The organism is Vibrio sp. 10N.222.55.C7 (assembly GCF_041473335.1).
Classification (GTDB): domain Bacteria; phylum Pseudomonadota; class Gammaproteobacteria; order Enterobacterales; family Vibrionaceae; genus Vibrio; species Vibrio crassostreae_C.
Map to the genome: position 1 here is coordinate 55755 of NZ_JBFRSC010000053.1, position 15067 is coordinate 70821.

Consider the following 15067-nt stretch of genomic DNA (forward strand, 5'->3'; position numbering starts at 1 on the left):
ATTTAGCCTTATCAATGCCCCTCCTTATATAGGTGGGGTATTTTTTTGCCCAAAAATGAGTGAGTTAAGCATAAGTTTTTAGTGTTAAAAATCGGATTTAGCCACTAAAACCAATAGAAGTGAACCATACTAAAAGACACATCTAAATAATCAGAACAATGAGAAAGGAATACTCATGTGGAAAACACCATTGGCCATCATTGCACTTATGTTGGTCTCACTGACAGGGTTTGCCTCTGAAGCAGAACAAGAACAAGAACAAGCCCCACTGATCAATGTCGATATGACCTTAGACCTCGATGGCATGGAAAAGTACGCCCAAGACGCGAGTGAGTCTCTTGAGGTGATATCGCAATCTTTGCAAGCGATAGTCAACAACCCCAACCTAAGCGACGACCAGCAACAAGCCCTCAATCAAACGGTTGAAAGTATCAATAAGCTTGCGAGCTCCACCAAGACATCACTCAATCAACTGCCACAAGCCTTAGACCAATCTCGACTCGCCTTTAAACAAACCAGTCAAATGCTGTTGGATGATATTCAGACCAAGATCATCATTGCGCTGGCGGCCGTTATCGCCGTCATTATTATCGCTTTGACCGCTATCTATCTGCTTATCCTGAAACCCATGCAGCAAACCTTGGTAAAAGCGACCAACAATATCTCTTCGATGGCGCAATCCATCCAGATCACCGCCGAAGCACTGAAATACAGCACCGAGAAACAACAGAAAATCATGGATTACATTGAGCATTCACCGACTCAATACACTGATAAATAAGGCGTGATCCATCAATCCTTTATCGATAACTTGTAAAATAAAAGTTATTTCAAGTGATAAAACAATCGACTTAGAGACGGATTTAAATTACCAAAAGCTGATCGAATTTCAGATCTAAGGCAAATCAGGGGTTTATCACTGTGCTTGAGAAAGTGTAATAAAAGGCACTAAAAATGAGAGGTTTTACGGGGGAATGATAGGTTGGAAATATTTTTCTTTCGCACAAGAAAAAACGCCCCAGTCAAATACTGACTAGGGCGGCTGAATCAGCCTAATCCAATAACGTGAAACAAAAGGTCTGAAAGATAGAACATCTTACCTCTGTACCCTACGAGATTTAATGTACAACAATTGCTCAGAAATGAAAACAACTTTTGTAGTTTTTTTTCATGAATGTTTTATTAAAACACCTAAATTCTTATTACGACTTAACTTTATTTGAGACAAAAAAAAGCCAGTGTTTGTGCACTGGCTCATACTAATTTGCTTATTAAGGTCAAAAACTGATTAGTGGGCTTGATCCCAGTTGTCACCGTGGCCAGCTTCCGCGACAAGCGGCACTTCTAGCTCTGCAGCGGATTCCATCAATTCTTGTACTTTACTTTCAATTTCGGCTAAAGATGACTCTTCCACTTCAAACACCAATTCATCGTGTACCTGCATAAGCAGTTTTACACGACCATCGCCTTCCGCTTGAATCCACTCATCCACCAACAACATCGCTTTCTTAATGATGTCCGCTGCTGTGCCTTGCATTGGCGCATTGATCGCCGCGCGTTCAGCAGCTTTACGACGCATGCCATTACGAGATTGAATCTCAGGAAGGTGCAGTCGACGACCGTAAATGGTTTCAACGAAGCCTTGCTCTGAAGCAGCACTGCGCGTGTCTTCCATATACTGCATTACGCCAGGGTAACGCTCGAAGTAAGTGTCCATGTAGTGCTGTGCTTCGCCACGAGGAATACCCAGTTGCTTAGCCAAGCCAAAGGCACTCATACCGTAGATAAGACCGAAGTTAACGGCTTTAGCACGACGACGTTGTTCAGTGGTCACACTCTCAATATCAACACCAATGATCTCAGCAGCCGTTGCCGCGTGGATATCTTTGCCTTGTTGGAATGCTTCCAGAAGCGCTTTATCACCCGAAAGGTGCGCCATGATACGCAATTCAATTTGAGAGTAATCGACCGCTAGAATCTTCCAACCATGTTGTGCAACGAATGCTTGGCGGATACGACGGCCTTCTTCATTACGAATTGGGATGTTCTGCAGGTTTGGATCTGTTGAAGACAATCGACCCGTTGCTGTCACCGCTTGGTGATAAGACGTATGAACACGACCCGTTTCAGCGTTGATCATCTTCGGTAGTTTATCTGTGTAGGTCGACTTTAGTTTCGCAAGGCCACGATACTCAATGATCAGCTTAGGTAGCGGGTAATCAAGAGCCAACTCTTGCAGCACTTCTTCGTTGGTTGAAGGTGCACCTGATGGCGTTTTCTTGATAACAGGCAGACCCATTTTCTCAAACAGGATCGCTTGCAGCTGTTTTGGCGAGTTCATGTTGAACTCTTGCTCTGCAATCTCGTAGGCTTTCTGTTCTAGCTCATCCAATCGAACCGCAATCTCTTGCGATTGAGCGCCCAGCAACATGTCATCGATGAATACGCCGGTACGTTCAATGCGAGACATTACAGGGATCAGTGGTACTTCGATTTCTTCATAGATGGCTTTTAGCTTTTCATCTTGCTCAATGTTTTCCATCAAACGGTTATGAAGACGTAGTGTCACGTCAGCATCTTCTGCTGCGTATGGAGACGCTTCTCCCAGCTCAATCTGGTTGAAAGTAAGCTGCTTCTTACCTTTACCTGCGATTTGCTCAAATGAGATGCAGCTGTGCTGAAGGAAACGCAGCGCTAGGCTATCCATATCATGCTTGCCGCCAACGCTATTAAAAACATAAGACGCTAGCATGGTGTCGTGCTTGATGCCTTTCATCTCGATACCGTAGCGCGCTAAAACGCTCATATCGTACTTCAGGTTTTGACCGACTTTAGCCTGTGCGTCATCTTCAAGAATCGGCTTAAGCTGTTCAAGTACCCAATCACGGTCGAGTTGTTGAGGTGCATCTAGGTAATCATGGGCAACCGGTACGTAAGCGGCAACGCCTTCTTCGGTTGCGAATGATAGACCAACAAGGTTAGCCACCATGTAGTCCAAGCTGTCTGTTTCAGTATCAAAGGCAAACACCTCTGACGCTTTCAGTTTCTCTAGCCACGCATTAAAAGAGGCTTCATCTAAGATGGTTTCGTAGTTGCTGCGATCAATCGTCACTGCAGAGGTGTTCATTTCTACGGTAGAAGTGGTTGATGCCGTGCTGCTACGCACAGCACCCGACTTTTCATCCGCCTCAACCACACCGCTGCCGCCTTCCAGTAGCTCGTTCAACCAAGATTTGAAGACCAGTTGACCGTATAGCTTAATCAGCTCATCCGTATTTGGTTGTGCTTTTACAAGCGACTCAGGTGTCTCTTCTAACTCGACGTCCAGTTTGATCGTTGCAAGCTCGTAAGACATCTCAGCGTTGTCTTTATTATCAATCAGCTTCTTAGCCATGGTTTTTGAACCACGGAAGCCAAGAGCGGCAATATCATCCAGGTTTTGATACAGCTTTTCGATGCTACCAATGCCTTGTAGTAGAGCAGTTGCTGTTTTGTCACCAACACCTGGAACGCCAGGAATGTTATCCACTTTATCGCCCATCAGTGCAAGGTAGTCGATAATCAGCTCAGGTGGGATGCCAAACTTCTCTATCACGCCTTCGCGATCCATAACCACGTTGGTCATGGTGTTGATCAAAGTAACGTTGTCATCAACCAGCTGCGCCATATCTTTATCGCCAGTACTGATCAAAACCGGCATGCCCGCTTTAGATGCTTGAGAAGCTAGCGTACCAATCACATCATCCGCTTCAACGCCTGGGATCGAGATAAGTGGTAGACCCATTGCGCGAATCACGTTGTGCAAAGGTTCGATCTGACAACGTAGATCATCCGGCATAGGTGGACGATTAGCCTTGTACTCTGGGTACATGTCATCACGGAACGTCTTTCCTTTTGCATCAAAAATAACCGCAATACGATCAGAAGCAAATTGACGCATCATGCTGCGCAGCATGTTAACTACACCGTAAACCGCGTTAGTCGGGATATCACCATTGCTCATGGTGCCAGGGTAAGCATGAAACGCGCGATATAGGTAAGAAGAGCCATCGATCAGAATCAATGGATTATCAGGAATACGAGCCATAATGTTTGTGTATCCAGTAAGTACAGAAATTATCTGTTAAGAATGCCACGTCTGTTGGTTGGATTCCACGTTGTCGATCTGTATCCGTTCACTCGGTTGTGTTCGTTATAATCGATTTGTTGTTATTTTTTGTTCTTAGACGCAAGCGTTCTGTGGATAACTCTGTTTATATTATTTATCCACCCTGTTGAGAACTACGGTGAACAACTCAAAAAACACCAATAAACAACTGAAAATAAAGAATAATTTTATAGATCGAACAGATGATCAACGATCTTTTCTCGATCTTGCGTTGTGGAAAAGAATGCTGATGGCGTTTTATTCATAAAAATACGTGCCACTAAATATGCATCTTGTTGAAATGGTAGGTATAAAAAAAAGCGACACCCGAAGATGTCGCCTAGCAAAAACCGGTAAAGCCATTCAAATTGAATACCACAGCTTTACCTAAAAGCTATAAATTACACTGGAAGCAATGTGAGCAATGTCGTGTCAAAAAGAACTTAGTACAAGTTCGCGAGAATTCTGTTGGGTAACCAAGTAGATACTTGAGTACTTAACATCCTTGTGAACATTTCCTCATTCCCTAAGACGAAGTTAATAATAATGATTCTCATTTAATAGTCAACAATTAAATGATAATAAATCTCATTTGATTTATAAACCGTTAACAGCAGTGCTTAAATTTGCTTCAAAAAATGGATTCTATGGTCATTAATGTCTTCTTTTTCTTCAAATCTTTCGATTAGGTAACCGTTTCTCAATAACAGGCGCAACATTGCAGGGAACTGGTTACGAGACTTAACCTTTAACTGTCTGTAGCCCTGCTCTTTCGCCCACTGTTCCTGAACGTCTAATTGCGCCTGTGCAACGCCTTTGTTCCTCGCGAGCGGTGACACGCCACCAAACCAGCTGTAAAAAGTATCTTGATCCAATTCATAGCCGATCTTAAAGCCAAGCAACACGCCAGCTTCTTCAGCCACTAAGATAAGGCTCTTTTTCCCTGCCAGCCGCTCTGACAGAGAAGCGACACTCTCTTTTTTAGCGAACTCAGAGATCTGCTCGACCACAGACACCACTTCTTCTAAAGAACCTTCACGTACGACAACTGACATCTTATTCATCCTTATAAACGAAAGGGCTGGCACAATGGCCAACCCTTTACTGATCACTTAAGTGAGATCTACACGGTTACTTTTCTTTTAAATGCTCAGCAGCTTGTGAGTTATCTTCAGCAAGCCACTCTGCGACATCTTTAGCGAAGTAAGTAAGAATGCCATCAGCGCCAGCACGCTTAAAGCACAACAGTGATTCCATGACGGTTTCGCGCTCTTTCAGCCAGCCGTTTTGAATCGCCGCTTTGTGCATCGCGTATTCACCAGATACTTGGTAAGCAAACGTAGGCGCTTGCAGTTCGTGCTTAACACGACGAACAATATCAAGGTAAGGCATGCCTGGTTTCACCATCACCATGTCCGCACCTTCATTAAGATCCATCGCGACTTCATGAATCGCTTCATCGCTGTTGGCTGGATCCATCTGGTAGTTCTTCTTGTTACCACCTTTCAGGTTCGAAGCACTGCCAACTGCATCACGGAATGGGCCGTAGTAGCACGATGCATATTTTGCAGAGTACGCCATAATCTGAGTATGAATATGGCCCGCTTCTTCTAACGCTTCACGGATCTTACCAATGCGACCATCCATCATATCCGATGGGGCAACTACGTCAGCACCCGCTTCAGCGTGTGATAATGCTTGCTTGATCAAGACTTCAGTCGTCTCGTCATTCATCACGTAACCATCTTCATCGATGATGCCGTCTTGGCCGTGAGTGGTGAACGGGTCTAGTGCTACGTCAGTAATAACGCCAATGTTTGGCACATGCTCTTTTAGTAAACGTACAGCGCGCTGCACCAAACCTTCTGAGTTATGAGCTTCAGCTGCGCATAAACTTTTAGCATCTTGGTTCACGACTGGAAATAGAGCAATCGCAGGAACACCCAGCTTTGACAGGTAATCTGCTTCCTCAAGCATGTAGTCGATCGACAAGCGTTCAACACCTGGCATTGACTCGACAGGCTCGCGGCGGTCTTTACCCATCAGGATAAACATTGGGTAGATTAGATCATCCACAGACAATTGATTTTCTGCCATTAGGCGACGGCTAAAGTCGTGCTTACGCATACGGCGCATACGGCGACCTGGGAATTGACCTTGAATTGAAACAGACACTAGATTCTCCTTGCCTAGTCTAAGCACCGAAATACTTAGATATGAAAAGTGCTAAATACAGGCAAAAGCATATCACTGATGGCTCAGGACGCTAGCAGTAAAATATGAAACCCACTCAAAAATAGGGATAAATGGCAAAAAATGACCTTCTCCTCACACTGCCGTATACTCATGACAACTCAGTAAAGACCGCTTTCAGGACAAAACAATGATCGACACCCATGCTCATATTTACGCTAGTGAATTCGATGAAGACCGCGAACAAGTTGTGCAGCGCGCACTGGCTCAAGGGATTGATACCATTCTATTGCCGAACATCGATTTAGAATCTATCGAACCAATGTTAGCAACGGAAGCGCAGTTTCCTGATGTGTGCCGTTCAATGATGGGCTTACACCCTTGTTATGTGGATGCGAATATCGAGCAAACCCTCAAAACCATTCGAGCTTGGTTTGATAAGCATGACTTTATCGCCGTGGGTGAGATTGGTATCGACTTGTACTGGGATAAAACCTTCAAGGCTGAACAAGAGATGGCGTTTGTGACTCAACTGCAGTGGGCAAAGGAGCTTGATCTACCTGTGGTGATCCACACTCGTGATTCCATTGAAGAGACACTTGCCCTACTTCGTAAAGAACAAGATGGCAGCTTACGCGGGGTATTCCACTGCTTTGGTAGCAGCTTAGAGGAAGCTCAAGCGATCAACGAGCTAGGCTTTCATTTAGGTTTAGGCGGCGTTTCGACCTTTAAGAACTCTGGGATGGACAAGGTGATCCCACATCTCGATATGGATTACGTCATTCTAGAGACAGATTGCCCATACTTGGCACCAACACCGAATCGCGGTAAACGCAATGAACCAGCCTACACAGAATTAGTAGCAAAACGCATCGCCGAATTACGCGGAATTACCCTTGAAGAAGTCGAAAACATAACCACCAAAAATGCTAAGGCATTGTTTAATTTATGACAAATCTATTAATAAGTAATTATTACGGATTTTTCCTGAATTTATTTGAGAAAGCTAAGTGACATGTATAGTATCAACCACCTGCATATAGAGGTAGTTGATTATGTGTGACCATTCACAACACTTACAACGTCAACATCGAACCCTATGGCATAAAATTTTGGGCATCAAAGAGCTCTATATATGTCAGAACTGTGGCTATCAGTTAAAGATTCGATAAACAGACATAATAAAAAAAGCGGCCCTAGGCCGCTTTTTTATTATGTGATTTTTACTGAAGCATTCCGAATCAAGATTCAGCTTCTTCCTCTTCATCCGCATCTGGCTTACGCGTATAAAAGCGTGCGAAAAACAGACCAATCTCAAACAGAATACACATTGGAATCGCCAACAGTGTTTGCGAGATCATATCTGGTGGTGTCAGCATCATACCGATGATGAAAGCACCCACCACAATGTAAGGACGCTTTTCAGACAGAGATTGAGGCGTTGTTGCCCCCGTCCAACACAACAAGATAATCGCAACAGGCACTTCAAAGGCAATACCAAAAGCAAAGAACAGCGCGAGTACAAAATCAAGATAGCTTGAGATGTCGGTTGCGAACTCTACTCCCCCTAATGATATGGCCGTAAAAAAGCCAAATACCAACGGGAATACAATAAAGTAAGCGAACGCCACACCACAGTAAAACAGCAATGAACTTGAAGCCAATAGCGGCATGATCAAGCGTTTTTCATGCTTGTATAAACCCGGAGCAACAAAAGCCCACACCTGATACAAAATAAACGGAACCGCGAGGAATATAGACGCGATCAAGGTTAATTTCAGCGGTGTGAAAAATGGCGATGCAACATCGGTTGCGATCATCGTCGCCCCTTCCGGTAGACGATCTACCAAAGGTGCTGATACGAATTCATAAATATCATTAGCAAAATAAATTAGCCCGACAAATATCACTAGCACCGCGACAATCGCACGTAGTAGGCGATTACGTAGTTCTAGAAGGTGGCTAATTAAAGGCTGTGTCTGCTCAGTCGAAGACATGTCAAACCTCTTAAACAGGAAGATCGAAAAGGAGCCGCGCGTGTATCTATCCAGTTGAATTGGTATCCACTTGAATAGTTATTTACTTGAATAGATATCTATTTAAACATCTAGCGAATCAAGTATCCGGCGACTCCTCCTTGCGAGACTATTCGGCTTTCTTATCTGACGGTGCTGAAGCTTCGCTGTTGACCTGAATGGTTTCAGATTCCACAGTTTCCATGACACTAGGTTTAGTCTCACTTGGCTTATCAGACTCAGGCTTAGCATACGGACGTTGAACCTCAGCAGCGGCCTGCTTGAGTTCATCGACTGACGCTTTAAGGTCTGGAGATAAATCTTCCATACCCATTTTTTCCGCCTTGCGTAGGTTTTCTTGCAGCTCTTGCACCTTAAGCTCATGAGAAAGTTCATCTTTCACACTGTTTGCCATGCTTTTCGCTTGTCCAACAAACTTGGAAATACTGCGAATCGCCACGGGCAAACGCTCAGGCCCTAAAACCACTAACCCAACGACAGATATTAATACCAGTTCCCAAAAACCGATATCAAACACGATTTACGCCTGCTCTTTGTCTTTCTTTGTTTCAGCAGTTGTTTCAGCGTGAGCTTCTGTCTTCTGCTGTTCAATATTCTTTGGTTCGAAGTCTGCATCTTTCTTATCTGCAGGCTTGTCTTCATCGCTCATCGCTTTTTTGAAGCCTTTAACCGCTGAACCTAAGTCACCACCCATACCGCGCAGTTTCTTTGTTCCGAATAGCAAAATTACAATTACAGCAATGATTAGAAGTTGCCAAATACTGATACCACCCATTGTCATTGTCCTCGGGTCTGTCTACACATAAAAATATTAAGAGAGTCTACTGTCTAACGACGGTAAGCTCGCCAACTAAGCAACCAAAATGTGACACCTGCGATGCCACAGCCCATAGATAGCTGCTCATAAGGGCTTGAAACTAATATTGCGGAGCATACGACTAAAGTGGCTCCAACGCCAAACAAAAACTTTCCAGTTGCTTGCTGACGCTTACTATCTCGGTAACCTTGATAAAGCTGATCCATTCTGTGGTTCATCGCTTTACCTTGGCGCAAGCTGTCATAAAGTAGCTCTGGCAGCTCTGGCAGTTTTTCTGCCCAGAATGGCGCACGCTCTTTTACTGCGTTGATCACAGCTTGCGGCCCCACCTGATTCATCATCCAGGTTTCAAGGAAAGGCTTCGCCGTTGCCCACAAATCAAGTTGCGGATACAGCTGACGGCCTAGGCCTTCGACATACAACAAGGTCTTCTGTAGAAGTACCAACTGAGGCTGAACCTCCATGTTGAAACGTCTTGCTGTATTAAATAAGTTTAGCAACACATGGCCAAATGAGATCTCGCCAAGTGGTTTTGCAAAGATTGGCTCACACACCATACGGATCGCGAACTCAAAATCATTGACGTTGGTGTCGTGTGGCACCCACCCCGAATCCACGTGCAGCTCGGCAACTTTACGGTAATCTCGATTGAAGAAAGCCAACAAGTTCTCTGCTAAATAGCGCTTATCTTCGCTGTTGAGCGTGCCGACAATGCCACAATCCAAACCAATCCACTGAGGGTTATCTGGATTCTCTGGGTTAACAAATACGTTGCCCGGGTGCATGTCTGCATGGAAAAAGCTATCTCGGAATACTTGGGTGAAGAATACCGTCACACCGCGTTCCGCGAGCAATTTCATGTTGGTGCCGTTGGCTTCTAGCGTCTCAATATCGGAGACTTGAATACCATAGATTCGCTCTGACACCATCAGGGTTTCGCTGCTTAGATCAGGGATAACCTCTGGAACATACAGCTCTTCACTGCCTTCAAAATTACGTCGCAGTTGAATGGCATTGGCCGCCTCACGGCGCAGGTCGAGTTCATCAAGTAACGTTTTCTCGTACTCGTGAACCACTTCAACCGGTTTCAAACGACGTGCTTCAGGAAGCGACTTAGCGACTATACGCGCCATTCGGTGCATCAGTTTTAGATCTGCGTCAATCACCGGGCGAATATCAGGTCGAATGACCTTCAGAACAATCTCGCGACCGCTCTCTTTAAGCTTTGCGGTATGCACCTGAGCGATAGAAGCAGAAGCCAGTGGCTCGATATCAAAGTCGGTAAACCAGTTGTCTAAACAGCCACCCAACGCCTTTTCCATATCTTGCTTCGCCAGTTGACCATCAAACGGCGCAACTTGGTCTTGCAACAACGCCAACTGATCGGCGATATGAGGAGGGAACAGATCACGACGTGTCGACATCATCTGTCCAAACTTGATCCACACTGGACCAAGTTCTTGCAGCGCAAGGCGCAAGCGATGACCCAACTCTTTATCTTGATGCTTGTTCTTAAGCCAAAACAGTGACTTTCGCGCCAACAAAGGAGCTTTAGTCAGTTGGTGTTCCGGCATCAACTCATCAAGGCCGTATTCCAACTGTACCTTGATAATATGATAAAGACGTTTCAGTTCTGCTGGGGTCATGCTTTCTCCAACAGAGCGTTCAACTTAGCTTCAAGACGAGCAGCGGAGCTTTTTACGTCATCAACTTGGTCGCAAAAATGCGCGACTTCTAACGGTGCTGGTGCGATCTTCCACTCTTCAGTCAGAACTTGAGCAACATGGTTTTGATGCTTAGTCGCCTGTTTTGCTACAAAGCCACCGACGTTTTTAACGCCTTGCACCAAGGTATGCGCAACCACATCACCCGTCACACGCGATAACCACTCTTCCAAATCAGGCTTGCAGTCTGTCATCAGTTGAGCAAATTTCTGAGCCAGTTGAATATCACCCTCTAAGATCAACTTATCTTGCTTGATCAGCTTGGTGATGTTCGATTGCTCACGCAATTCCGGTAATACCGATAGGTTCAAAGATAGGTAGCAATCAGGCTGCCCTTCATATTCCGACAACACATCAATTTGTTGGCTGAAAACGAAAGTGAGTGTTTTATTCAACTCTTTCAAATTAACTTGAATGATCTGCCCCTTTAAACGAGACAAACGACGAACCAAGGCTGGATCATCGTTCACGAAAGTATTTAAAGAGGTTTCAATAACTGCGGTGACCAATGGATCAAATGGCATGACTGTCCTTACCTTTGAAAACGGATAAGCCTTAACCTATCCGTTCTGTCTTTATTCTTATTGTTTAGCACGCCCTAAGAGCCTACTACCAAGTTCGACTAGAACTTGTAACCGCGGTGCAGCGCAACAATGCCGCCCGTTAGGTTGAAGTATTTAGTATTCTCGAAACCCGCGTCTTGCATCATGCCTTCCAAGGTTTCTTGGTTAGGGTGCATGCGGATTGATTCTGCAAGGTAACGATAGCTGTCTGCGTCGTTGGCAATCAGCTCACCCATTTTTGGCAACAGGTGGAAAGAGTAGGCATCGTAAACCTTTGATAGTGGCTCAAGCACTGGCTTAGAAAACTCAAGAACCAACAGACGGCCACCCGGCTTAAGTACGCGGTACATAGAACGCAGCGCTTGGTCTTTATCGGTTACGTTACGCAGACAGAAGCTGATCGTAATGCAATCGAAGTAGTTATCTGGGAATGGCAACTCTTCAGCGTTCGCTTGTACGTAGTGTACGTTGCCAACAATGCCGCTATCACGCAGCTTATCACGGCCAACATTCAGCATTGAGTTGTTGATATCAGCAAGAACCACGTGGCCTTTTTCACCAACGATACGCGAGAATTTCGCAGTAAGGTCGCCAGTACCACCACCAAGATCTAGGATATGCTGACCAGGGCGAACGCCACTGCAATCAATCGTGAATCGCTTCCACAAGCGGTGAACACCACCCGACATTAAGTCATTCATGATGTCGTATTTAGCGGCTACAGAGTGAAATACCTCTGCTACTTTCGCGACTTTTTCGTCTTTTGCGACTGTTTCGAAACCAAAGTGTGTGGTTTCTGACTCTACTGCTGAATTTGTCTGCACGCTTGTGTCCATAATGCTGTTATCTACCATGGTAAGTTCTCATCGACAGCGCTCTTTGTGTTTAGAGGCGCTGCGGCCGATTAGTTTACTTTATCCTCAGCAGGTTGTCTTTCTACTAAGGAGGCATTTTCTGAAAAAGCCTCATTTTGCGCCATTTCAGCCAAACCAATCGAGATCGGTTTCTTCACTTCAACACCCAATTGCTTGAAGCTTTCGGCCTGACGAATCACGTTGCCACGGCCTGTTACTAGCTTATTCATCGCACCTTGATAGCTTTGGTTGGCTCTATCTAACGAGCTACCAAGGCCTTCCATATCATCCACAAACAAGCGCAGTTTGTCGTAAAGCTTACTTGCACGCTCTGCGATAACCTGTGCGTTCTGGTTCTGTCTTTCATTACGCCACAGGTTATCAATGGTACGCAGTGCCACCAGCAAGGTCGTTGGGCTGACCAAGATGATATTTTGCTCCATCGCGTCTTTCACCAAGCTAGGGTCGGCTTGAATAGCGACTTGGAATGCTGGCTCAACCGGGATAAACATCAACACGTAATCCAAGCTTTGGATGCCTTTGAGCTGATGATAATCTTTCTGGCTCAAACCTTTGATGTGCGCTCTTAACGACACCAAGTGATCACGCAATGCAGCATCACGCTGCTGGTCGGTTTCGGCATTGAAGTAGCGTTCAAATGCCACCAACGCCATTTTGGAATCGACCACCACTTGCTTATCTTGTGGCAGATGCACAATCACATCCGGTTGATAACGCTTGCCCGCATCGTTTTGCAGGTTCACTTGCGTTTGGTATTCGTGGCCTTCGCGCAGTCCTGATTCAGCAAGCACGCGAGCCAGCACCACCTCGCCCCAGTTACCTTGTTGTTTGTTGTCACCCTTTAGCGCTTGAGTCAGGTTCACCGCTTCACGCGTCATACTCTCATTAAGACGCTGCAGGTTTTTAAGCTCATGCACCAAAGTATGACGCTCTTTGGCTTCTTGGCTGAAGCTGTCGTTCACTTGTTTCTTAAAGCCTTCCAACTGCTCTCTTAGTGGAGACAACAAACCTTCTAGGCTCTGCTTATTCTGCTGATCGACCTTGGCGGTTTTGGTTTCAAACAGTTGGTTCGCTAACAATTCAAACTGCTGCTTAAGTCGTGATTCAGCTTGCTCTAGCAACTGCAGCTTTTCGCTATTGGCGAGGTTTTCTTGGTCATGCCTTGCTTCTTGCTCGCGCAGCTCGGCTTCTAATTCAGACTTATGATCTTTAAGCACATTGATCTCATCAGCGTACTGCTGGCGCTCTTGCTTTACCGCCTCAAAGTAGCGCAGTTTTTCCATTGCAGCCATCACCTTACCGTGCGCCTGCTTGAGCTCGAATGCCGCTTTGTCTCGGTCATCATCTAACTCATCGAGCTCTTGTTGCGCCTCTGCGAGTGATGATTTGAGCTGAGCTTGCTGAGATTCATGCAACAAACGATCGGACTCTAGCTGCTGCTCGAGCAATCGCTGCTGAAAAGAGAGCTTCTGTTTAATCCACCAACCCACGACACCGCCGCTGACGAGCGCGCCAGAAATTGCAGCAATAAGCGTTGCCTGATGTTCGATAATCCATTGCATGATAATGATTTAGCCTAATTGGAAATAACTCATTAAATGGTATTTTGATACTGGATAAATGTCCAGTTTGCCGTATTAAAATTCGACAGATAGACTAGGCGCTCCGTATTCTGTCCCATCAAATTAGAATGAGTTGCCATGAACGAACGTCGTGCCTTGGGCTTTGGCCTTTCCGCAGTACTGCTGTGGTCAACGGTCGCTACTGCTTTTAAGCTGACCCTTGCTGAGTTTTCACCTATTCAAATGCTGACTATCGCTAGCATTGTGTCGTCGATTGCGCTGATCGCAGTCTGCGCCTTTCAAGGTAAGCTCTCTCAGCTGAGTACAACGTTCCTTTCAAACCCTTGGTATTACCTGCTGCTCGGCTTGGTTAACCCATTGGCTTATTACCTGATTCTATTCAAAGCCTACGACCTGCTGCCCGCTTCTCAAGCTCAAGCCATCAACTACAGCTGGGCTATCACGCTAACCTTAATGGCGGCGGTTTTTCTGGGGCAAAAGATTCGTAAGCAAGATTGGATTGCGTGTACCTTCAGCTATGCGGGTGTGGTAGTTATTGCCACCAAAGGCGATGTGTTAGGCATGCAGTTCGATAGCCCACTCGGTGTGGCACTGGCGCTGCTTTCTACTCTGCTTTGGGCTGGATATTGGATTCTCAACACCAAAAACAAGGCTGACCCAGTGGTTGGCGTACTGCTTGGTTTCTTAGTGGCATTACCTTTCGCGATCGGTTTAACCCTTTTTGAGGGCGAAAGCTTTAGCCAAATTACGGCGAAGGGTTGGATGGCGGTGACTTACGTTGGTCTGTTCGAGATGGGCATTACCTTTGTATTATGGTTATCAGCACTCAAGCTAACCAACAATACGGCGCGTATCAGCAACCTGATTTTTGCGTCACCGTTTATTTCACTGATGCTACTTTCAACCATCATAGGTGAAGAGATTCACCCTGCAACACTGTTTGGTTTGGTACTGATCATTGCTGGCTTGGTGATTCAACAGATCAAGTTTTCAAGAAGCAAAGCTGCGTAAATAAGCGCTAAAAGATCCAATTGAGCACGAAAAGCTATCGATAAAGTCGAATTTAGAACTAGAACACGATGCTAGATACAAAAATGGCGAGTCGTATGACTCGCCATTTTTATATAAT

Annotated in this window: 13 protein-coding genes; 3 read left to right on the forward strand and 10 right to left on the reverse strand. The window is 45.4% G+C overall.

Annotated features, from left to right (window positions below; all coding sequences use genetic code 11):
• The first annotated feature begins 175 nt into the window (after positions 1–175).
• Positions 176–781: a GTP-binding protein gene (locus tag AB4482_RS18530; RefSeq protein WP_102428481.1), complete on the forward strand. Its 606-nt coding sequence runs from the start codon at positions 176–178 to the stop codon at positions 779–781.
• A 507-nt stretch (positions 782–1288) separates the two neighbouring features.
• Here AB4482_RS18530 and polA read toward each other — a convergent pair.
• The 3 genes from polA to hemB all read right to left on the reverse strand — a co-directional run bounded on the left by polA (position 1289) and on the right by hemB (position 6322).
• Positions 1289–4087 carry a DNA polymerase I gene (gene polA, locus AB4482_RS18535; protein WP_017063055.1) on the reverse strand — a complete coding sequence of 933 codons (2799 nt, stop codon included), beginning with the start codon at positions 4085–4087 and terminating at the stop codon, positions 1289–1291.
• A gap of 680 nt (positions 4088–4767) precedes the next feature.
• Positions 4768–5202, reverse strand: coding sequence for a GNAT family N-acetyltransferase (locus AB4482_RS18540; protein ID WP_017063054.1), 435 nt, complete (start codon positions 5200–5202; stop codon positions 4768–4770).
• 76 nt (positions 5203–5278) lie between these two features.
• Positions 5279–6322 (reverse strand): porphobilinogen synthase, encoded by a 1044-nt coding sequence (gene hemB, locus AB4482_RS18545; protein WP_372181405.1) that lies wholly within the window; start codon positions 6320–6322, stop codon positions 5279–5281.
• A gap of 208 nt (positions 6323–6530) precedes the next feature.
• Between hemB and AB4482_RS18550 the strand changes: the two genes are divergently transcribed.
• A complete protein-coding gene (locus tag AB4482_RS18550) occupies positions 6531–7292 on the forward strand; it encodes a TatD family hydrolase (RefSeq protein ID WP_017063053.1) in 762 nt (253 codons plus the stop codon).
• Between the two features lie 289 nt (positions 7293–7581).
• On the opposite strand, the gene tatC is transcribed toward AB4482_RS18550, so the two are convergent.
• From tatC to rmuC, 7 genes are all read right to left on the reverse strand, one after another.
• Positions 7582–8337, reverse strand: a complete 756-nt coding sequence (gene tatC / locus AB4482_RS18555; RefSeq protein WP_017060156.1) for a twin-arginine translocase subunit TatC — start codon at positions 8335–8337, stop codon at positions 7582–7584.
• 148 nt (positions 8338–8485) lie between these two features.
• Complete coding sequence (gene tatB / locus AB4482_RS18560; RefSeq protein ID WP_017060155.1) at positions 8486–8893, reverse strand: Sec-independent protein translocase protein TatB; 408 nt, start codon at positions 8891–8893, stop codon at positions 8486–8488.
• A 3-nt stretch (positions 8894–8896) separates the two neighbouring features.
• Positions 8897–9151, reverse strand: coding sequence for a Sec-independent protein translocase subunit TatA (gene tatA, locus AB4482_RS18565; RefSeq protein ID WP_017060154.1), 255 nt, complete (start codon positions 9149–9151; stop codon positions 8897–8899).
• A gap of 53 nt (positions 9152–9204) precedes the next feature.
• The gene (ubiB, locus tag AB4482_RS18570) at positions 9205–10839 is read right to left on the reverse strand and encodes a ubiquinone biosynthesis regulatory protein kinase UbiB (RefSeq protein ID WP_136977225.1); all 1635 of its coding nucleotides are present in this window, start codon (positions 10837–10839) and stop codon (positions 9205–9207) included.
• A complete protein-coding gene (locus AB4482_RS18575) occupies positions 10836–11441 on the reverse strand; it encodes an SCP2 domain-containing protein (protein WP_017063051.1) in 606 nt (201 codons plus the stop codon). The genes ubiB and AB4482_RS18575 overlap by 4 nt, the downstream gene beginning before the upstream one ends.
• Before the next feature lie 98 nt (positions 11442–11539).
• Positions 11540–12319, reverse strand: a complete 780-nt coding sequence (gene ubiE, locus AB4482_RS18580) for a bifunctional demethylmenaquinone methyltransferase/2-methoxy-6-polyprenyl-1,4-benzoquinol methylase UbiE (protein WP_372181415.1) — start codon at positions 12317–12319, stop codon at positions 11540–11542.
• A 65-nt stretch (positions 12320–12384) separates the two neighbouring features.
• Complete coding sequence (rmuC, locus tag AB4482_RS18585) at positions 12385–13917, reverse strand: DNA recombination protein RmuC (RefSeq protein ID WP_371721998.1); 1533 nt, start codon at positions 13915–13917, stop codon at positions 12385–12387.
• 138 nt (positions 13918–14055) lie between these two features.
• On the opposite strand from rmuC, the gene AB4482_RS18590 reads away from it, so the two are divergent.
• On the forward strand, positions 14056–14949 hold the full coding sequence (locus AB4482_RS18590) for a DMT family transporter (protein WP_372181407.1): 894 nt from the start codon (positions 14056–14058) through the stop codon (positions 14947–14949).
• Positions 14950–15067 lie beyond the last annotated feature (118 nt).

Excerpts from the sequence above, each read along its gene's own strand:
- tatA (WP_017060154.1), bottom strand. The coding sequence starts at position 9,151 with ATGGGTGGTATCAGTATTTGGCAACTTCTAATCATTGCTGTAATTGTA.
- rmuC (WP_371721998.1), bottom strand. The coding sequence starts at position 13,917 with ATGCAATGGATTATCGAACATCAGGCAACGCTTATTGCTGCAATTTCT.
- AB4482_RS18530 (WP_102428481.1), top strand. The coding sequence starts at position 176 with ATGTGGAAAACACCATTGGCCATCATTGCACTTATGTTGGTCTCACTG.
- AB4482_RS18590 (WP_372181407.1), top strand. The coding sequence starts at position 14,056 with ATGAACGAACGTCGTGCCTTGGGCTTTGGCCTTTCCGCAGTACTGCTG.
- polA (WP_017063055.1), bottom strand. The coding sequence starts at position 4,087 with ATGGCTCGTATTCCTGATAATCCATTGATTCTGATCGATGGCTCTTCT.
- AB4482_RS18550 (WP_017063053.1), top strand. The coding sequence starts at position 6,531 with ATGATCGACACCCATGCTCATATTTACGCTAGTGAATTCGATGAAGAC.
- tatC (WP_017060156.1), bottom strand. The coding sequence starts at position 8,337 with ATGTCTTCGACTGAGCAGACACAGCCTTTAATTAGCCACCTTCTAGAA.
- AB4482_RS18540 (WP_017063054.1), bottom strand. The coding sequence starts at position 5,202 with ATGTCAGTTGTCGTACGTGAAGGTTCTTTAGAAGAAGTGGTGTCTGTG.
- ubiB (WP_136977225.1), bottom strand. The coding sequence starts at position 10,839 with ATGACCCCAGCAGAACTGAAACGTCTTTATCATATTATCAAGGTACAG.
- AB4482_RS18575 (WP_017063051.1), bottom strand. The coding sequence starts at position 11,441 with ATGCCATTTGATCCATTGGTCACCGCAGTTATTGAAACCTCTTTAAAT.